The following is a 19834-nucleotide window of genomic DNA, read 5'->3' on the forward strand; positions in this document are numbered from 1 at the left end:
GCCTTATGACACGTTCCACAAACCGTTGCACACACAACGCGCGGAACACCGCATCAAGTTTCGAATTGTTCTAAACTGCGTTCTAGAAAAGATGAGCGCATTCGTCAAGTCAACTTGCTGCGTGCCGTTGGGTTTGAACGCAGAAAAAGAAGAGCCGGAGTATCGATGCCCGAAGTAATTTTCAACGGCCCCGCTGGTCGCCTTGAAGGCCGCTATCAACCCTCCAAGGAGAAGAGCGCCCCAATCGCGATTATTCTTCATCCCCACCCGCAATTCGGCGGCACGATGAACAATCAGGTCGTCTACCAGCTCTTCTATATGTTCCAGAAGCGCGGTTTCACGACGCTTCGTTTCAATTTCCGCGGCATCGGCCGCAGCCAGGGCGAGTTCGATCACGGCGCCGGCGAGCTTTCCGATGCGGCATCGGCCCTCGATTGGGTCCAGAGCCTTCATCCTGACTCCAAGAGCTGCTGGGTTGCCGGCTATTCCTTCGGCGCCTGGATCGGCATGCAGCTGCTCATGCGCCGCCCGGAGATCGAAGGTTTCATGTCGATCGCGCCGCAGCCGAACATCTACGATTTCTCCTTCCTCGCCCCCTGTCCGTCGTCCGGCCTGATCATCAACGGCGACGCCGACAAAGTCGCGCCGGAAAAGGACGTCAACGGCCTCGTCGAGAAGCTGAAGACGCAGAAGGGCATCCTCATCACGCACAAGATCGTCTCGGGCGCCAACCATTTCTTCAACGGCCAGGTCGAAACGCTGCTGGGCGAATGCGAGGATTATCTCGACCGCCGCCTGAACGGCGAGCTGGTGCCGGAACCGGCGGCCAAGCGCATCCGCTGACGCACGTCGCGCAGGATCGAAGACCTGAAGCGCAGGAAGCGGATCCGAAGGATCGCGGCGCGCTTCAGGAACACTCGCCCTTTACCGGGCCATTCTGAAAGTCGGGCACAGAATCCCGTCGATGGTTAGCGGCGGGTGGTCCTGCATGCCGATCTTTCGCAAGACGCGTTGCGATGCGGAATTTTCCGGATGGGTGAAGGCGATGAACTGCCTGGCAAAACCGCGCCTGAAGAACCATTGCGCCAGCGCATCGGCAATTTCGGTCGCATAGCCGTTGCCCCAGGCATTCTGCCATATCGAATAGCCGAGTTCGAACTCGCCCCTGCCATCTTCCTCGTGAAAGCGTGAAAAGCCGGCCCGGCCGATAAAGCGGCCGTCCTCGCGCCTCAGCAGCTTGTATTTGGTCACGCCATCACGCGCCTGTTCGCCAAACCAGCTTTTCAGCCGCTCCTCCGCCTTTTCCAGTGTCCACGGGGCCGCACCGGAAAGATAACGTGTCGTCTCGATCGTCGAATGCAGCTGCCGAATCAGCTCGGCATCGCCCTTGTCCCACATCGTCAGCACAAGACGCGGAGTTTCGAGTATGGTGGCATCACTCATCTGCTTACCCATTTTCGCAACAGCAATAAAAACCTGCGGCACGTTTCCGCCATGCCGCCACGAATTGGCGAAGACGTGTTACATGGAGCGCATAATTTCAAAACGTGCAAGCAGGGACCGTCCATCCGCGGTTCAGTCTCGGCGGCCCGTGAGCGCACTCGCGGGAATGAAAATTGCCTGAGAAACACGGCTGCAATCTGCCGCGGCACCCGAAACTTTGACGTAACGCCCACCAAAATGATGACGTGTGGGTAAATCGGTGCTAAACGCGCCCCGCGACATTTCAACAACAGCGACTTCGCCGCATCCTCCACGGATGCAGCTTCGAGAGACCAAAATCATGGCTGAGTTCAAATCCGATTTCCTGCGCACCCTGCAAGAGCGCGGCTTCATTCATCAGATTTCCGATGAAGCCGGCCTCGATGCCCTCTTCGCCAAGGAAACCGTGACGGCCTATATCGGCTTCGATCCGACGGCGCCGAGCCTGCACGCCGGCTCGCTGATCCAGATCATGATGCTGCACTGGATGCAGGCCACAGGCCACCGGCCCCTCTCGCTGATGGGCGGCGGCACCGGCATGGTCGGCGACCCCTCCTTCAAGGAAGAGTCCCGCCAGCTCATGACGATCGATACGATCGAAAGCAACATCGCTTCGATCAAGCGCTGCTTCTCGAATTACCTCAACTATGGCGAAGGCCCGAAAGACGCGTTGATGATCAACAACGCCGAATGGCTGCGTTCGCTGAACTACCTCGAATTCCTGCGCGACGTCGGCCGCCACTTCTCGGTCAACCGTATGCTGTCCTTCGACAGCGTCAAGACGCGCCTCGACCGCGAGCAATCGCTGTCCTTCCTCGAATTCAACTACATGATCCTGCAGGCATACGATTTCGTCGAGCTGGCCAAGCGCTACGATTGCCGTCTGCAGATGGGCGGCTCGGATCAATGGGGCAACATCGTCAACGGCATCGACCTCGGCCACCGCATGGGGACGCCGCAGCTCTTCGCGCTGACCTCGCCCCTGCTGACGACGGCCTCGGGCGCCAAGATGGGCAAGTCCGCCACCGGCGCGGTCTGGCTGAATGCCGACCTGCTCTCGGCCTACGACTTCTGGCAATACTGGCGCAACACCGAAGACGCCGACGTTTCGCGCTTCCTGAAGCTCTACACGACGCTGCCGATGGACGAGATCGCCCGCCTCTCGGCGCTCGCCGGTTCCGAGATCAACGAGGTCAAGAAGATCCTCGCGACCGAGGTGACGGCAATCCTGCATGGCCGCGCCGCAGCCGAACAAGCGGCCGAAACGGCGCGCAAGACCTTCGAGGAAGGCGGCCTGTCCGAAAACCTGCCGTCGATCGACGTTCCCGCTTCCGAACTCGACGCCGGCATGGGGCTTCTCTCCCTCATCGTGCGCGCCGGCCTTGCCGCCTCCAACGGCGAAGCTCGCCGCCACGTTCAGGGTGGCGCGGTGCGCATCAACGATGAAGCCGTCAGCGACGAGCGCAAGGTCATCGGCAGCGGCGAAATCACGGCCGACGGCGTCATCAAGCTGTCGCTCGGCAAGAAGAAGCATATTCTGATCCGCCCGGCCGCCTGAGCTGCCGGACAGCCCTGGGACGAACAAAGCCGGCGTATCCCCGCCGGCTTTGTTGCTTTCTGCCGCTTTGTACGATCGCGCGATCCATGGGTCGCCTTGCCTGAAGCAATTCGGCAGCGGCGTGTGTCGGATCGCGGCCTGCCCGCTCGTTGATCCCCAGCGAAGACATGGTCGCGCGGGCGCTCTGGGCCGCGCCTCCGGGCCAATTGTCCGATATTGCCGGCGTAAGACAAGCGCTGGCAAGGCAATATGGAGCGGATGCCTGCTGTCCCGTCACCGTTCAAAGACATCTGGTGCGGATCAGCCAGAACGGCACCGCTCCTTTCTGGCGCCTCGTGGACCCGGATCGGCCATTCGCCCGACGCATGGCCGGCGGAGCGGACCGCATACGCCAGCGATTGGCGGAGGAAAATGATCTGCCGTGCAGCGCCCGCGTCATCGGACGCGAGCCGGCGGCCGGCACGCAATCAGCCCGATCAATATTCGAATATCTGCCTGAACACGCCCGGCGCGATGATCGATAGCGGGTTGATCTGCATGTTCGGCTTGTCGAAGCTGCCGGTCAGCCGGAAGGTGATGCCGATCAGGCCGCGGTCGCTACCGTTGCCCAGGATGAATCCGACGATCGGGACTTCCGCGAACAGCCGGTTCAGGCCATAGGCAGGCATGAAGGTGCCGGTCAGGTCCATCTTGCCATTGGCATCCTTCAGTGTGCCCTGGAATGTCGCGCCAACCTGCACGCCGCGCACGACGCCGTTTTCGACCGAAAGCGCGCCGTCACGCATGACGAGCCGCGCGAAGCCGCGCCCGAAGCTTTGCGAACGCGTATCGATATTCTGCTTCACAGCCGAGTTCAGGCTCTTTCCATTCTTGCCGCTCGGCGTCGAGACGATAGTCGAGAGCTTCTTTTCATCGATGATCGCGAAGTTGCGGAGATCCAGCGAGCCATCCCAATCGTCCTGTCCGATGGAGCGCAGCGACAAATTCAACAGGCCGCCCTTCAGGTGCTTGTAAAGATCGGTAAAGCGCGCCACCGCACCGGCGTCGCCGCTTGTGATGCGGATGACACCGTTGCTGCCCTTGCTCATCTGCGTGACGAGCGCCTCGCCGCTGCGCGTCACGCCGGAAAAATCCGCAGCCGTGGTTTTGCCGCCGGCGATGGAATAGACGCCCTTCAGATTACCGATCGTCTCGTCGTTGAAGCCGATAACCTTGTCGAGGTTGGCCCGGACGGTCGCGCTCGCCGCCTCATCGCTTCCCAAACCCTGCTGTCCGCCGGATGTCGATGTCTTCAGGCGGGCCAGGATCGGACGGATATCCGCAGAATTGCCCGACACGGAAACGTCATAACCACCGCCCCTGCTCCGCTTCACCGACAGCGCGAAATCGTCGAGCGCCGAGAGCTTCACGCTGTCGAAGCTGGCCGACGACAGGCTTCCCTTGCTGATCAGAAGATCGCCGCCGACACCGAAGCCATCCCCCTTGAGCGTGAAGTTCTTCAAGGCGGTCTGGCTATCCGGTCCGGACGCCTCGAACTGAGCCGTCGCCGGAATACCGACCCCCTTCGACCAGCCGACCCATGGAACCGTGAGCGTTGCCTTGCCGAGATCGACCTTGACCCCCTGGCGATCGTCGTCGATGCGGGTCAGCTCCACCTTGACGGGCCCGTCGATCATATCGCGCAGGCCCGGCAAAACCGCATTGCGTTGCGTATCGCTGAGCGTCGCCGTTATCACGCGACTGCGCTTGGCGGTCGATTTGCTGTCGGTCGGCTCCACCATGTCGATCTGCGCGGGAATGCCATCGATCTGCGCCTGCGCCTGTAGATGCACGGATTGCGGATCGGCCGAAATCTCGCCACTGAGATTGCTGATCTTGCGGTTGTTCATCGGCTTCAGCAAATCGACGTTGTTGAGTTCGAGCTTCGCCTGCCAATCCGGCGGCGGCGGATTCTGGTCGTTGATCAGCCCGATCCTGGCATCGACCTTGGCAACGATCTTTCCGTTGAAATCATCGGGCTTGAACTCGGTCCTCTGCAGCACCTCGAGAGGCTTGTACGTCAGAAGTTCGCCTATGGCGTCGCCGGAACCGGATATCGTCAGCGCGAGATCGGCCATCAGCGGCTTGTCGTAGGTGGCCGGTATCGAGAAGCTGCTGTCATTCAGCGTGATCGTTCGCCCGGTCGGAAAATAGGAGGTGGCCGTGTCGATATCGACATTCATAACCGGACCGGTCAGATCGAAATGGGCCTTGGCATCGCGCAGCGGCGGAATCTCGCCGGGCACGTTCAGGCGGGCTCCGTCGACGTCGAAGGCGATATGCAGCTCGTTCTTGCCTAGCTGCAGCTTGCCGCTTTGCGCCGCCTCCCTCAGCCTTCCTGCGGGAATGAAAACGGATATGACGGCATTGCTTACCGAACCGCCGAAGAGGTTGCCCTCGACCCAGGTCCTGGGCTTCGATCCCATCCAGTACGGCCACAGCTGTTTGACGACCGTCGTGTCCAGCTTGTCGGCGCGGCCGCCGAAACTGATCTCCGGCGAGCTGTCGCCGAGCTTCATATGCAGGGAGCCGAACAGCGCGCCTTGCGGCGTGGATATGCCGAGATTGTCGACCTGGAGTTCCTTGGTCGCGGCCAGGAAGCGTCCTACGGCGCGACCATCGAAGCTGACCGGCTTTTCCCCCGATATGGATGAGGCGGCAATCCCGTTCTTGATCACGAAATCAACGCCGAATCCCTTGCCCGCGCTGGCATCGATACGATCGAGATCGATGAGCGCGCCGGAAAAAGGAACCATAGTGCGGACGAATTGTACCTTCGACGGAGCGATCTCCAGCGTCTGGTGATCGAAATTGTAGGCGAGGTTGATGTTGCCTTGCGTCAGTTCCTCCTCGTCGCGATCCATATAGATCACGCCGGGCTGAACGTCGACGGAAGCCTCGAGCTTCGGATCGACGCCCGAGCCGCCTTTGACGGCCGAAAGCGTGACGTCGGCAAAGCTCATGATGCCCTGCCGCGGCGTGCCGTTTGGATCGTAGGCCATCGTAAGCGGCTTGAGGTCGAGATTGGAGATTTTCGCGATCAGCGAGGAACTATGGCCCGCCTCCTGCTGATTCGCCTTCACATCCAAAGTCGCAACGGACCCATTGACGGCAACCTTGCCATAGAGATGCAGCAAATTCGGCTCGGCGCGTTCGAAGGTCAGATTGTCGACCACAAGGGAGATGGGATCGCCTTCCTGACGCGCCAGCTTCATGGAGAAGCCGGAAATACGCACGGAGTTCGTTCCCCCGCGCTGCACGAAATGCTCCAGAAAATCCAGATTGTCGAAGGCTGCGTTCAACGCCAGCGGCAGCGCGTCGACGCGCAAGGCCGTCAGATCGACCGGGTCTCCCTGCGGCAGCAGCGACGTATCGAGCGCAATGCCCTCCGCCGCCACGCTGGCCACTTCGACCCGTCCTTCGATGAGCGCCAGCGGATCCAGCTCCATGTTGACGGTCGACATCGTAGAAAGATGCTTGCCGCTGTCCTGATCGAGGACATTCACGTCGCGCGCTTCCAGCGCCAGCCGCAAGCCGGACGTGAACCGGACCGCGGCCGCACCGACTTCGGCCTTGTAACGCGGCCCGATGGCCTGATCGAGCGCCGTCTGCGCCTTCTGCGACAACGGCTCGTCGAAAAGGCCGCTTTCGATGGTTGCGATGACCGCGCCCAGGATGATGGCGAGAAATGCGAAGAAAACCAGCGTCATCCGGCAGACATGCCAGACATGCGAGCGACTGCGGCGAGAGCGCTCCGGCACATGAACGATCAATGGATCTTCGACCTGAGCGGACGGCAGATGGTCGAGCGACACGAGATCCTTTTTGCGGAATGTTACCTTTTCGCCTCGGATCACTCCTGTGCGTGCCTTTCGCTCTTCTCGATTTTTTTGGTGACGCTGCGTCCCATTGGACGGCATACGTGGGCAGTATATATGGCTTCCATTAAGTGTCATCCAAAAAACCGGCAAAAGAAAGGTTTTCCCGTGACGGAAATTTTTCCAGTTCAACTAGACATTGGCGACAAAGCACCGGATTTCGATCTTCCGCGCGATGGCGGCGGGCGCATACGTCTTGCCGATTTTGCCGGAAAACCGCTGGTCGTCTATTTCTACCCCAAGGACGACACCTCGGCCTGCACGACCGAATCGATTTCCTTCACGGCGCTCGCAGCCGATTTCGACAAGGCGGGCACCGCCCTTCTCGGCGTCTCGCCGGACTCGGTGAAAAGCCACGACAAGTTCGTCAGGAAACACGCGCTTTCCGTTCCGCTTGCGTCGGACGAGGAAAAGACGATGGCGATCGCCTATGGCGTCTGGCGGGAAAAGAGCATGTATGGCCGCACCTATATGGGGGTTGTGCGCTCGACCTTCCTGATCGCTGCCGACGGCCGAATCGCCAGGATTTGGGACAAGGTCAAGGTTGCGGGACATGCCGAGGCCGTTCTGGCGGCTGCGAAGGAACTCTGACGGCATGGCCAGTCCCGAAACGATCACCTCGCTGCGCGGCGGCGCCATCGCCGCCATCCGGTCGGCCGACCTCGACCTGAAAACCACGCTTGCCCAGGAATCGGCAACACGCTGGTTTGCCCGCACCCTGTCTCTGCGCTCGCCGCTCGATCCGCCGCTGGCCGACCGCCCGGGCCGGCCCGACAGACCGGAGCTCGTTCCGCCCAAACATATGGAAAAACGGTCCCTGCATACGCTCAAGGGCCGCATCGCACTGCTCCACGCCATCGCCCATATCGAGCTCAATGCCGTCGATCTTGCGCTGGATATCGTCGCCCGTTTCGCGACCGGGCCCGTTCCGAATTCGTTTTTCGACGGCTGGATGCAGGTTGCCTTCGAGGAAGCGAAGCATTTTCGCATGGTGCGCGCCCGCCTGCGCGAATTGGGCGCCGACTATGGCGATCTGCCGGCCCATGACGGCCTGTGGCAGGCGGCCCATGCGACCCGCACCGATCTGACGGCCCGCCTCGCCGTCGTGCCGCTGATCCTCGAAGCCAGAGGGCTGGATGTGACGCCGGCGCTGCAGGCGAAGATGCGCGAAACCGGCGATCTGGAAAGCGCCGCCATCCTCGACGTCATCTACAATGACGAGAAAGGCCATGTGGCCGTCGGCGCCAAATGGTTCCGCTTTCTGTGCGCGCGAGAGAAACGCGATCCGGCCCGGACCTTCCAGGAACTGGTGCGTGCCAACTTCCGCGGCTCGCTGAAAGCGCCGTTCAACGATATCGCCCGCGCGGAAGCAGGGTTGACACCCTCCTTCTATCGTTCGCTCACATCCACAAGCAATGCATAATCTACTAAAATCAAAGGACTTTTCCAGTATCTAGCATGGACCAGGAAAGCATTCGTTAACCATAATGGCGTGTACTTCCAACGAATGCCACAAGGCATCGATTGGGAGAGTCTCGGTGACAGCAAAGCCTCAAAACCGGGTTTTCGGCAAACAGCAGCGACATCACACCATCATCCTCGCGAGCGGCGATACGGTCCGCCACATGACCGTGCGTCCGTGGATGGCAGCGGTTGCCGTCTGCCTGGTCGGGATCTTTTCGATCGGCTATCTTTTGGCGACGTCCTACCTCGTATTGCGGGACGACCTGATCGGTGCGACCATGGCCCGGCAGGCGCGCATGCAATATGACTATGAAGATCGTATCGCCGCCCTGCGCGCCCAGGTCGACCGCGTCACGTCCCGCCAGCTTCTCGATCAGCAGGTGGTGGAGGAAAAGGTCGACAAGCTGATCGAGCAGCAGCAACAGCTGACCTCCCGCAACAGCAAACTCGGCACCTTGCTCGACAGAGCGGAAAGCTCCGGCCTGACGGACAAGAGCCAGCATCCGGATGCGAATGCGGACGCCCCGAAGAACGAACATGCCCAGCTGACATCGTCCAAGGCGATCGAGAAGCTTCTTCTCAGCGGCAAGCCGGCCGACGTCACGCCCGACAATTCCACCCTCGCCTATGTTCCGGCCCCGGAAACGGTCGCCGATCGCGCCGACCGCGTTTTTTCAAAGGTGACGCTGTCGCTGAAGCATATAGAGCAGGATCAGCTGACCCGAATCCGCAACCTCACGGCCGACGCTTCCGAAACAGCCGGTGAAATCCAGGCGATCATGCAGAATGTCGGGGTCAAGGTTCCGGGCGCGGTCGCAGCGACGAATGGCGGCGATGCGGACGAGGGCGTGGGCGGCCCCTATGTGCCGCCGGAAAACGTCGATCAGTTCGAGCAGTCCATGGCTGACCTCGATACCGCATTGACGCATCTGGAAACGGTGCGGGGCGCGGCGGAAAGCCTGCCTTTCCGCAATCCGGCGGCGGGCAAGCTCATCACCAGTCCCTTCGGCAACCGCAAGGACCCGTTCTTCGGCACGCTGGCGCTCCACACGGGGACGGATTTCCACTTCAGCCCGGGCGAAAAGGTCAAAGCCACCGCGCCCGGCAGGATCACCGTGGCCGGGTGGACCGGCGGCTACGGCAATATGGTGGAGATCGACCACGGCGACGGCATCTCCACGCGCTACGGCCATATGGAACAGGTGCTCGTCAAGATCGGCGACAAGGTCGGCGCGGGCGACGTGGTCGGCCTTGCAGGCAGCACCGGGCGCTCCACCGGAACGCATCTGCACTATGAAGTACGCGAGAACGGGCACCCGGTAGACCCGATGTATTTCATCAACGCCGGCACGAAACTCGCAAGTTACGTCAGCGGACTGGGCGCAATTTAGCTGCCGGAATTGTGACAAACGCGCAACAAAGATGGCACTAATCCAAAAATTGCGTCATGAATGAACTTCAGGTCCGTTGCGGCTCCTGCTTTCCTTGACTTCCCGGGTATTTGGTTCTATGTCGCGCAGCATTGCGGCATGCTCCTGCGTGTCGACTCATGGTGTTCGACCGAACCAAGACGGAATTAGTTTTCCCTTTGACAACATTTGCTGACCTTGGCCTGAGCCAAAAAGTCCTTTCCGCGGTAACTGACGCGGGTTACACCACACCGACTCCGATCCAGGCCGGTGCCATCCCGTTTGCGCTTCAGCGCCGCGACATCTGCGGCATCGCCCAGACCGGAACCGGCAAGACGGCCTCTTTCGTGCTGCCGATGCTGACGCTGCTCGAGAAGGGCCGCGCTCGCGCACGCATGCCGCGCACGCTGATTTTGGAGCCAACGCGCGAACTGGCGGCGCAGGTCGCCGAAAACTTCGAGAAATACGGCAAGAACCATCGCCTGAACATTGCCCTGCTGATCGGCGGCGTTTCCTTCGAAGAGCAGGATCGCAAGCTTGAGCGTGGCGCCGATGTGCTGATCTGCACGCCCGGCCGCCTGCTGGACCATTTCGAACGCGGCAAGCTTCTGATGAGCGGCGTCGAGATCTTCGTCATCGACGAGGCCGACCGCATGCTCGATATGGGCTTCATCCCGGATATCGAGCGTATCGCCAAGCTCATTCCCTTTACGCGCCAGACGCTGTTCTTCTCGGCAACGATGCCGGCTGAAATCCAGAAACTGGCAGATCGCTTCCTGCAGAACCCCGAGCGGGTCGAAGTGGCCAAGCCTGCATCCACGGCCAAGACCGTGACGCAGCGTTTCGTGGCCTCGCACGGCAAGGATTACGAGAAGCGCGCCACATTGCGCGATCTCATCCGCGCCCAGACGGATCTCAAGAACGCGATCATCTTCTGCAACCGCAAGAAGGATGTGGCTGATCTCTTCCGTTCGCTCGAGCGCCACGGCTTCTCGGTCGGCGCATTGCACGGTGACATGGACCAGCGCTCGCGCACGACCATGTTGCAGAATTTCCGTGACGGCCAGATTCAGCTTCTCGTCGCTTCCGATGTCGCGGCACGCGGTCTCGATCTTCCCGATGTCGGCCACGTCTTCAATTTCGATGTTCCGATCCATTCGGAAGATTACGTTCACCGCATCGGCCGCACCGGTCGCGCCGGTCGTTCCGGCGCTGCGTTCACCATCGTCACGAAGCGCGACACCAAACATGTCGACGCGATCGAGAAGCTGATCGGCGAAGACGTCCAGTGGCTGAACGGCGACCTTTCGGCGCTTCCGCCGGCGGAAGAGAGCGCGGACGACAATCGTTCCTCGCGCCGCCGCGATCCCAAGGGCAAAGGCCGCGACCGCGATCGCAGCCGTGGAGGCCGCAGCGCCTCGAGTCATAAATCTGATATCGACGTCGAGGATAATGGCGTCGCAGTGATCGAAGCAGCACCAGCAAAGGCCGAAAGCGTGAAGAACGAGCGCAAGTCTGAGAACAACAAATCCCATAACGGTTCTCGCAACAGCCACCGGCCCTTTCCCGCTGCCAACGACGATCATCGCGAGCGCCGCAACCGCTACCGCGACCAGGACGACGGCCCGACGCCGGTTGGTTTCGGCGACGACATCCCGGCTTTCATGCTCATCGTGGCAAACGCCAAGGCCTGATAAAGCTCGTCTGCCGCCATCCGAATTCCTACGCCGGAAGGCGCGGCAAATTGCGGAATCCCGGCATGGGCAAACCCGGCATCGATTTCCCAGGATTGGGGACCGGCCTCGCAATATTGCGGGACGGGAAGATTTTGCTTTATCGACGCCTGAAAGCGCCCGAAGCTGGCTGTTGGAGCATCGTCGGCGGCAAGGTCGACCATATGGAGCCTACCGCCAAAGCTGCCATCCGTGAGGCGGAAGAGGAAAGCGGCCTTTCGATCGGCCGCATCGACTATCTCTGCACCGAGGAGGTCATTGTCGCAGCCGACCGCCAGCACTGGATTTCGCTGATCTATGTCTGCCGCGATTTTTCCGGCGAGCCGCGCCTGATGGAGCCGGACAAACTCTCCGATTTCGGCTGGTTCGGCCGCGACGATCTGCCGTCTCAGCTTTCCGATTTCGCCAAGGCAACCATCGCTCATCTGGGCGCGGAAGACTTCCACTAAGCTCCAAGAGGCAGTCCGATCTTCCGGACGCGCCGATTGCGCGCCCGATCCATGCTCCGTGACAACCGAATCTCCCGCGTCTTCGTTCCGAAGCCGTGCGTCACATGTTCTTCATCGTCTCCGGTTAGGCAGGCCGAAATCCGGAGACCATAAAATGAATTCGACCGCACAGCCCAGGCATCCCAAAATCGCGGAGACCGTGATCCATCAAACGGCGAGCATAAGAGATTCGCATATAGGAAAATGCTGCGAAGTCCTGGCGGACACATCTCTGCACACGGTCGAACTCGGGGATTACTCCTACATGGGCCCTCGCTGCATCGCCGGAGACGCGATAATTGGAAAATTCTGCGCCATTGCAGCACAAGTGCGGATCGGCGCCCCCAATCACCCCATGGACCGCCCGTCCATGCACCGCTTCACCTATTGCCCGGAATATTACTCTGCGGAAGCTGTGCGCGACGTTTCCTTTTTTGATCGGCGCAGGCAGGATCGCGCCATCATTGGCAACGACGTCTGGATCGGTCACGGCGTCATTGTCCTGCCGGGTGTAAACGTTGGAGACGGCGCCGTTCTCGCGGCAGGGGCGGTCGTCACCAGGAACGTCGAGCCATACACCGTCGTCGGCGGCGTTCCCGCCAAATTCATTCGCGAGCGGTTTACGCGAGCCATCGCCCAGAAACTTGGCTCTATCGCCTGGTGGGATTGGCCGTTCCAGACCATCATGGAACGGCTCGAGGATTTTCAATCAAGCGACATCGAGGCTTTTTGCGAACGCTGGTCCTAAGACATGTTTGGCACTTCGCTCGCCATGCTTCATTTATCCGAACGTAACGCCGCCTCGTAGGCAAGCCTTACCCAGCGCGCCATAACGTCAGGATCATCGAACGCATCGTCGGGGACAGACCAGTAGGGCATGTTGATGGCCTTGCCCTTCTTGCCTTCATAGGCCCAGCGCCGCGCGCCGGCTGCTTCGAACTCGGAAGCGCTGACATCGTCCGCCTTCAGAAGAATCTCGTCAGCCACTTCGAGCGCCAGGATCCGACCCATATGATAGATCCCCTTGCCGCCGAACATCCGCTTGATGGCGATCGGTCCAAGCGACTGAAACATTTCCTCGATATCGACATTGTCCATCCCCTTACCCCTTCAAGACGCCGCCGGCGGCGACAACCGCCTCGGGCGTATCGACATCGAGATGAGCCGCCTCGCCGATCTCGATGTCCACAACCGGAAGCCCCGATGTTTCGATGATATGCCGTGCGCCGACATCGCCCTCGAGCCGCATCACGGCATTCAGGACCGATTTTGGCAGGATGACCGGGTTGCCGCGTTTGCCGCCGGAAACCGCCCGCACGATCGCCTGCCCATTCGCCTGCCGGAAAGCGCCAATCAGGGCTTCGAGGTCGCCGCTGGTGACGCCGGGCATATCGGCAAGCATGACGAGAACGCCATCAGCCCTTTGCGCCGCCTGGGTGCCGACGCCCGTAACCAGCGAACTCGCCATCCCTGAAGCATAATCCGGATTGAATACCCGCTCGATGGCCAGATCGCGCAACGCATCCCCGATCTCGTCGTGCCGATGTCCGGTGACTGCGACGATATCGGATGCGCCGCTGGCAACGGCGGTCAGTGCCGAACGGCGAACCAGCGGCACGCCGCCGAATTCGGCCAGCAGCTTGTGCGCACCGCCCTCGCCCATGCGGCTAGCCTTTCCTGCCGCCAGCAAGACGACGGCGACCGATATCCGCGACGGCGGTTTGGTGGCGATGTCGCGCGGTCGCGGCCGCGATTGAATTTCCATGAGCAACCCTCCGACGCCCATGCCGGTAATGTCTTGCGGCGTAGGTCGTTCGCCGGCTAATATACGATCCAGAACCCAGTCGAAACCGTTTTCCTTCGGGCTGCGCGCGCATCCGGGCGCCCCCACGACATAAACATCGCCGACCCTGCCAATCACAAGGAGATTGCCGGGATCGACGGGCATGCCGACATGAATGACCTCGCCGCCGGCGAGCCGGATCGCTGCCGGAATGACGTCGCCGGCATCGATGACAGCGGAAGCTCCGAAAACGATCACCAGCTTCGGCAGCCGATCCGGCGCTGCCATGGCGCGACAGATCGCGTCGGCAACAGCGGTTGTCCTGTGTGCAACGCGCTCTTCCCGCTGAAGAACGCTGCCCGAGGGCTGCAGCCGCTGCGCCAGTATTCGCGCCGTCTTGTCCATGACGGTTGCTTTCAGCGATGGCAGCTCCGTGGCGACCAGCGAAATACTGTGAGGTTTGAAAGGCTTGACCTCGAAAGCCGGCGCGCGCTGTAGAATTTCCACGCCTTCGGCGATTTTCGCTCCGGAGACCGCAAGCGGAATGATCTTGAAGGTCGCAACCATGTCGCCCGCGCGGACCGGCACATGATCGGCAAGACAGGCCAGAGTGATCGCCGGATCGACATTGTTGACACGATCGACGGCGGCGCGATTGGCGACAAACAGGCCATCGACGGCGCTGTGCACATTGACCCGGCCCGTTGCCGCGTCGGAGAAAGTGAGATGATCGGATGCGACGGCATGCGCCAGCTGCTCGGCCGCCTCATCCTCCAAAAGATCGCCCGGCTCCACGCGTGCGGCAATGATACGCTCGATCCCGGCCGCGGCCAGCCGGTCCAGATCGTCATGGCCAAGCTTATGGCCCTTGGAAAAGCCGCCGTCGGACAGCCGCACGGAATGCGCGAGAACGGCGCCCTCCGCTTCCGCTGTCGAGAATTCGCCGAAGATCATAATGTCCCGCCTTTGAACGAAGACACGTCCCGCCCGCGAAGAGAACCGACGATCTCCGCCAGGATGGCGACCGCGATCTCGGCCGGACTTGCGGCACCGATGGGAAGCCCGATCGGCGCGTGGATGCGGGCAAGCTCCGCCTCCGTCAAACCCGCCCGTTTCAGGCGCTCCATACGGCCGGCATGCGTCTTGCGGCTTCCGAGCGCGCCGACATAGAAACAGCCCGTTCTCAGCGCCTGCACGATCGGCTCGTCGTCGATCTTCGGATCGTGGGTGACGGCAACCAGCGCCATATAGCTGTCCAGCGGCCGCTCCTTCAGTGCATCGACGGGCCAATCGGCGACAAGGTCGATACCGTCGAAGCGCTCCGGCGTCGCAAAAGCGGTGCGAGGATCGATGATCGTGACGTCGAAGCCTGCAAGGGCCGCCATGCGCGCCAGCACCTGGCTGATATGCACGGCACCGATCACGACGATGCGCGGCGGCGGCAAATGCACGTTCAGAAACAGGCGCTGCCCACCGATCTCAACCGCGGCGGATCGACCGGAACGAAATGCGGACGAAACGGCCTCGGCCAAATCGCCTTCGATCTGGTCGCCTTCGATGATGAGCCGGTCCGACCCTCCGGAAAGATCGGAAACAAGGATCGCCGCTTGCCGCCTGCGCCGCATCTCATTCAGCTGCGCCAGGATTGCACGGTCCATCAGACGAGCCTTTCGACGTAGACGCGGATCCGGCCGCCGCAGGACAGGCCGACCCGCCAGGCGGTTTCGTCGGCGACGCCGAACTCCAGCATGCGCGGCTTGCCCGTTTCAATGACGTCGAGCGCCTCGGTGATCACAGCTCCCTCCACGCAGCCACCGGAAACGGAACCGTGGAAATTGCCGTCGCCGTCGATGACGAGATGGCTGCCGGCGGGGCGCGGAGCCGAACCCCAGGTATCGACAACGGTCGCCATGGCCACATCGCGCCCTGCCGACACCCATTCCTCCGCGATCATGAGCGGATCCAGGCTTTCGGAAATATCTGACATCGGAGCCTCATTGCTTGCCGAGAAACCGTCGCGGATCATAGGCATCCGCGCGGCCGGCGGTGAGGGCCGATACGAGATCGGCCAGAGATAATAGATTGTGAACGGGACGGAATTCGTCAACATGTGGCAGCATCGCTTTTACGCCGCGTGCCCGCGCCTCGAAGCCGTCGAAGCGCAGGAGCGGATTGAGCCAGATGAGCCGGCGGCAGGAGCGATGCAGGCGATCCATCTCTTGCGCGAGCAATTCCACGCCTTCACGCTCCAGCCCGTCGGTGATCAACAGCACGATGGCGCCCTGCCCCAGCACCCGGCGCGCCCATATCAGATTGAACTCCTTCAGCGTCTCGCCGATCCGTGTTCCGCCGGACCAGTCGCGCACCGCGGCCGCGCATTCGTCCAGTGCCTGATCGGGGTCCTTGTGACGCATCGCCCGCGTCACGTTGGTCAGGCGCGTTCCGAACAGAAACGTTTGAACCCGCCGGCGCCGCTCTGTCAGCACATGCAGAAAATGCAGGAAGATGCGCGTATATTGGCTCATGGAGCCTGAAATATCGGCGAGTACCACCAGCGGCGGCTGCATTTCCTTCGGCTGCCGAAAACGCGGCAGGATCAGCGCTCCTCCCGTTCGCAGCGCCGAGCGCATCGTCGCGCGCGGATCGACCTTGGCCGGCGTCAGCGATGGGGCAAAACGGCGCGTGCGCACGCGATCCAGCGGCAGTTTCAGCTTTTCGAGTTCTTTCCTGGCACAGGCAATTTCCGCGGCCGACATCTGCGCGAAATCCAGATGGCGCAATACCTCGCTGCCGGAACTGGTAAATCGCGCGTCGATCTCGATATCGGGTGTTTCCCGCTGGGGGCGCCGGTCGCCGCGGTCGTTGAGCAAGGCATCGCTTGCCCGGCTCTCTCCCGGTTTCGGCTTTTCTTTCTCCCTGTGATCGGGTGCGACCGGCGACATTATCGCGATCATCTTGGCCACGAGATCGCGCGAGCGCCAGAACAGCCGGAACGCCTCGTCGAACACCGCAAGATCTTCATGCCGCTTGACGAAGACGGAACAGAGGGCGGCATGAAATTCCTCGCGGGAACCGATCCCTATGGCCTCGACCGCCTCTATGGCGTCGGCGATCGCCCCGGGTCCGATCTTCAGGCCCGCTTTGCGCAGCGCACGGCCAAACAGCACGATGTTATCGGCAAGGCGCCCATCACCGGGCGGTGACGACGCCATGACGATGTCATCTTGCGCGCCGGTTTCCATGGCTTATCCTGCCGCAAGCAGTTCGGATTTCACCTCGTCCAGCACACGCCTGCCCTCGGCCCCCTGAATGCGGGCAATATCGTCCTGATATTTCAAGAGCGTGCCCAGCGTATCCGCCACGGTCTCCGGATCTAGCGCCAGCCGATCCAGCTCGGTCAAGGCGGTCGCCCAGTCGATGGTCTCGGCAACGCCCGGATTCTTGAAGAGATCGAGCTGCCGCAGCTTCTGCACATAGGCGACGATCTGGCGCGAGAGAACTTCGTTGCAGCCGGGCACCTTGCGGCGAATGATGTCGAGCTCCTGTTCGGCCCCGGGATAATCGACCCAATGATAGAGACAACGCCGTTTCAAGGCGTCATGCACCTCGCGCGTGCGGTTCGTCGTGATGATGACGATCGGCGGTTCGGCGGCGCGGATCGTGCCGAGCTCCGGCACCGTCACCTGAAAGTCGGAAAGCACCTCGAGAAGGAATGCTTCGAAAGCCTCGTCTGTGCGATCGAGTTCGTCGATCAGGAACACCGGCGCCCGCCCGCCGACCCCCGAAAGCGCCTGCAGCACCGGACGACGAATAAGATAGCGCTCGGAAAAGATATCCGCCTCGATACGGTCGCGGTCGGTGAGACCCGATGCTTCCGCCAGCCGGATTTCCAGCATCTGCGCGGGATAGTTCCATTCGTAGACGGCCGAGGAAACATCCAGTCCCTCGTAGCACTGCAGCCGGATCAGCGGCCGGTCGAGCGCCCTGGCGAGTACCTTGGCAATCTCGGTCTTGCCGACACCGGCCTCCCCCTCCAGAAAGAGCGGCCGCTTCATCTTCAGGGCGAGAAACAGCACCGTGCCGAGCGCCCGGCCGGCCAGATAGTCGTGGGCGCCGAGCAAGGCCATCGTCTCATCGATCGAACTCGGCAATGAAGGTAGTGTCTGATCCGCCATGATAACTCCCCTGCAGGGGTTATAGCGCGTGATAGCCCCGGTTCATATAGATCAATGCCGGCTTTGCCTCGCTGTAGCGTATGGCCATGACCTCGCCGAAGATGATGTTGTGGGTGGTCGCCTGCTTGATCTCGATCACGCGGCAATCGAAAGCGGCAAGCGCATCGGCGAGAACGGGCGCCCCGGTTGCCAGCGTCTCGAACTTGCCGGCGGCAAAGCGTTCTTCGACGGTCAGTTGCGTCCTCCCGGAAAAGGCATCGGCCAGGGATTGGTGATCCGCACCGAGCGTATTCAGGGCGAATATCCCGCTCTTGAAGAAAATCTCGTTCTTGACGTTGCTGTTGTTGAGGCAGATCAGGACCGTCGCAGGACTGTCTGACACCGAGCAGGCGGCCGTGATTGTGACGCCGCGCCGCTCCGTTCCGAGCGCCGTCGTCACCAGCTGCACATGCCCCGCATAGCGGCTCATGGCATCGCGATAAAGCGCCGGATCCATACGCTGCCTGTCTAGCACCACCGTCTCCTTTGTCATGTCATGCCTTTTCTCATTCAATATGACGGTCAGATGTTAGCTTTTCTACAATAGCATTATTGAAAACAGAGCGATTTTGCTGCTTTTTCTTTGACGAGCCTCTTCAGACGGATAAATAGAGCAGAAAAATTGTCCGGGATAATCGATCGATGAACGTTCTGCGTCGCCTTCCGCTCCTGTTTGCGCTGCTTTCGGCGGCCGGCAGCAGCTACGCCGCAGGAATCCGCATCGGCGTCGTGGCACCGCAGGAAGGTAACTTCGCAATGCTGGGCGCCGAAATCACCGCCGGGGCCAATTTCGAGATCCAGGCGCAGAAGGATACGGCGACCGTCGTCGACGAACCCTGCACCGAGGACGGCGGCCGGGCCGCTGCCGAGGCACTGGTTGCAGCCAAGGTACAGGTCGCAATCGGCTTTCTCTGCACGGAAACCCTGGAGGGCGCCCTGCCGCGCCTCAAGGATGCCGGCATCCCCGTCATCACCGTTTCCGTCCGTTCTCGTATCCTCATGGAAGATGCCTTGAAGAGCGGCTGGCCGCTGTTTCGGCTGGCGCCGGTCGATAGTGCCGAGGCCACCATGGCAATCGACACGATCCTGAAAAACTGGGCGGCGGAGCCGATGGCGCTGATCGACGACGGCACGATACACGGCCGCGAGCTGGTCGGCGCGATTCGCAATGCGCTTGAGGAAAAGGGGTTGAAGCCGGTCTTCACCGATACTTACCGCCCCGGCCAGGATCAACAGATCGCCCTCGTTCGCCGGCTGAAGAAAGCCGGGGTGACACGCGTCTTCGTTGGCGGCGACCGCAGCGATGTCGCCGTGATCGCGCGCGATGCCACGAGCGAAAAAATCCCGCTGGTGCTGATGGGAGGCGACGCCATGCGCGCTGCCGATACGCCTGTGCCTTTGCAGGACGGCGTCCAGGCGATCGCCCTGCCCGACTATGCGAGCCTGCCGGCGGCGCAACAGACCGTGCAGGCCATGCACGCCAGCGGCACCGAGCCGGACGGCTATATCCTGCCGGCCGCGGCGGCCGCACAGATCGCCGGCCAGGCCACGGAAGCCGCAAAGGCCGGCAACAACCCTATTGCCGACAAGCTCACCGGCACGCCGTTCCAGACGGCGATCGGCCCGATTTCCTTCGGGCAGAACCATGAATTGACCGAAAACCCTTATCGCCTGCTCGAATGGCGCGGCAACGCTTTCGTCCCGCCGGCAACGCCGTCGAACTGAGGCGTCCCGTTCAGGCGGTTGTTTGCCCGCAACAGCGGTGCTAATCCAGACCGAAAATCAG

General features: G+C 61.4%; 18 protein-coding genes and 1 pseudogene. 10 read left to right on the plus strand and 9 right to left on the minus strand.

From position 1 onward, the window contains the following. The first annotated feature begins 165 nt into the window (after window positions 1-165). Window positions 166-843: an alpha/beta hydrolase gene (locus ACJJVH_RS06960; RefSeq protein WP_112797490.1), complete on the plus strand. Its 678-nt coding sequence runs from the start codon at window positions 166-168 to the stop codon at window positions 841-843. 81 nt (window positions 844-924) lie between these two features. Here the strand turns inward: ACJJVH_RS06960 and ACJJVH_RS06965 are convergent, their stop codons facing one another. Continuing rightward, window positions 925-1443: a GNAT family N-acetyltransferase gene (locus tag ACJJVH_RS06965; protein WP_112797492.1), complete on the minus strand. Its 519-nt coding sequence runs from the start codon at window positions 1441-1443 to the stop codon at window positions 925-927. Between the two features lie 340 nt (window positions 1444-1783). Here ACJJVH_RS06965 and tyrS point away from each other — a divergent pair, with 340 nt between their 5' ends. Then, window positions 1784-3040 carry a tyrosine--tRNA ligase gene (gene tyrS, locus ACJJVH_RS06970; protein ID WP_113371373.1) on the plus strand — a complete coding sequence of 419 codons (1257 nt, stop codon included), beginning with the start codon at window positions 1784-1786 and terminating at the stop codon, window positions 3038-3040. Between the two features lie 476 nt (window positions 3041-3516). On the opposite strand, the gene ACJJVH_RS06975 is transcribed toward tyrS, so the two are convergent. Beyond that, a complete protein-coding gene (locus tag ACJJVH_RS06975; RefSeq protein ID WP_412064981.1) occupies window positions 3517-6936 on the minus strand; it encodes a DUF3971 domain-containing protein in 3420 nt (1139 codons plus the stop codon). 129 nt (window positions 6937-7065) lie between these two features. On the opposite strand from ACJJVH_RS06975, the gene ACJJVH_RS06980 reads away from it, so the two are divergent. The 7 genes and pseudogenes from ACJJVH_RS06980 to ACJJVH_RS07010 all read left to right on the plus strand — a co-directional run bounded on the left by ACJJVH_RS06980 (window position 7066) and on the right by ACJJVH_RS07010 (window position 12799). Then, a complete protein-coding gene (locus ACJJVH_RS06980; protein WP_113356827.1) occupies window positions 7066-7548 on the plus strand; it encodes a peroxiredoxin family protein in 483 nt (160 codons plus the stop codon). 4 nt (window positions 7549-7552) lie between these two features. Further along, on the plus strand, window positions 7553-8380 hold the full coding sequence (locus ACJJVH_RS06985; RefSeq protein WP_112797496.1) for a ferritin-like domain-containing protein: 828 nt from the start codon (window positions 7553-7555) through the stop codon (window positions 8378-8380). Window positions 8381-8582: 202 nt separating this feature from the next. Continuing rightward, a pseudogene (locus ACJJVH_RS06990) lies at window positions 8583-9177 on the plus strand (M23 family peptidase); the annotation flags it as partial. Window positions 9178-9320: 143 nt separating this feature from the next. Further along, entirely contained in the window at window positions 9321-9812 is a 492-nt protein-coding gene (locus ACJJVH_RS06995) for a M23 family metallopeptidase (RefSeq protein ID WP_412065141.1), read from the plus strand. A gap of 197 nt (window positions 9813-10009) precedes the next feature. Then, window positions 10010-11524, plus strand: a complete 1515-nt coding sequence (locus ACJJVH_RS07000) for a DEAD/DEAH box helicase (protein ID WP_113356826.1) — start codon at window positions 10010-10012, stop codon at window positions 11522-11524. A gap of 65 nt (window positions 11525-11589) precedes the next feature. Then, entirely contained in the window at window positions 11590-12012 is a 423-nt protein-coding gene (locus ACJJVH_RS07005) for an NUDIX domain-containing protein (protein WP_412064982.1), read from the plus strand. A gap of 154 nt (window positions 12013-12166) precedes the next feature. After that, window positions 12167-12799 carry a DapH/DapD/GlmU-related protein gene (locus tag ACJJVH_RS07010; protein WP_412064983.1) on the plus strand — a complete coding sequence of 211 codons (633 nt, stop codon included), beginning with the start codon at window positions 12167-12169 and terminating at the stop codon, window positions 12797-12799. 29 nt (window positions 12800-12828) lie between these two features. Here the strand turns inward: ACJJVH_RS07010 and ACJJVH_RS07015 are convergent, their stop codons facing one another. The 7 genes from ACJJVH_RS07015 to ACJJVH_RS07045 are packed head-to-tail and all read right to left on the minus strand — an operon-like array spanning window position 12829 to window position 18523. After that, window positions 12829-13149, minus strand: a complete 321-nt coding sequence (locus ACJJVH_RS07015) for a TfoX/Sxy family protein (protein ID WP_113356824.1) — start codon at window positions 13147-13149, stop codon at window positions 12829-12831. Window positions 13150-13153: 4 nt separating this feature from the next. After that, window positions 13154-14788 carry an NTP transferase domain-containing protein gene (locus ACJJVH_RS07020; RefSeq protein WP_412064984.1) on the minus strand — a complete coding sequence of 545 codons (1635 nt, stop codon included), beginning with the start codon at window positions 14786-14788 and terminating at the stop codon, window positions 13154-13156. Then, entirely contained in the window at window positions 14785-15492 is a 708-nt protein-coding gene (locus ACJJVH_RS07025; RefSeq protein ID WP_412064985.1) for an XdhC family protein, read from the minus strand. Before ACJJVH_RS07025 ends, ACJJVH_RS07020 begins: the two co-directional genes overlap by 4 nt. After that, window positions 15492-15821 (minus strand): XdhC family protein, encoded by a 330-nt coding sequence (locus ACJJVH_RS07030; protein ID WP_113356905.1) that lies wholly within the window; start codon window positions 15819-15821, stop codon window positions 15492-15494. The genes ACJJVH_RS07025 and ACJJVH_RS07030 overlap by 1 nt, the downstream gene beginning before the upstream one ends. A gap of 7 nt (window positions 15822-15828) precedes the next feature. Beyond that, window positions 15829-17076, minus strand: a complete 1248-nt coding sequence (locus ACJJVH_RS07035) for a vWA domain-containing protein (RefSeq protein WP_412064986.1) — start codon at window positions 17074-17076, stop codon at window positions 15829-15831. A gap of 3 nt (window positions 17077-17079) precedes the next feature. Beyond that, window positions 17080-18009, minus strand: coding sequence for an AAA family ATPase (locus ACJJVH_RS07040; RefSeq protein ID WP_113385637.1), 930 nt, complete (start codon window positions 18007-18009; stop codon window positions 17080-17082). 19 nt (window positions 18010-18028) lie between these two features. Continuing rightward, a complete protein-coding gene (locus ACJJVH_RS07045) occupies window positions 18029-18523 on the minus strand; it encodes a flavin reductase (RefSeq protein WP_412065142.1) in 495 nt (164 codons plus the stop codon). Between the two features lie 167 nt (window positions 18524-18690). Here ACJJVH_RS07045 and ACJJVH_RS07050 point away from each other — a divergent pair, with 167 nt between their 5' ends. Next, window positions 18691-19773 carry an ABC transporter substrate-binding protein gene (locus ACJJVH_RS07050; protein WP_412064987.1) on the plus strand — a complete coding sequence of 361 codons (1083 nt, stop codon included), beginning with the start codon at window positions 18691-18693 and terminating at the stop codon, window positions 19771-19773. The last annotated feature ends 61 nt before the right edge of the window (window positions 19774-19834 follow it).

It is taken from the genome of Rhizobium sp. SYY.PMSO (genome assembly GCF_046840415.1).
GTDB lineage: Bacteria > Pseudomonadota > Alphaproteobacteria > Rhizobiales > Rhizobiaceae > Rhizobium.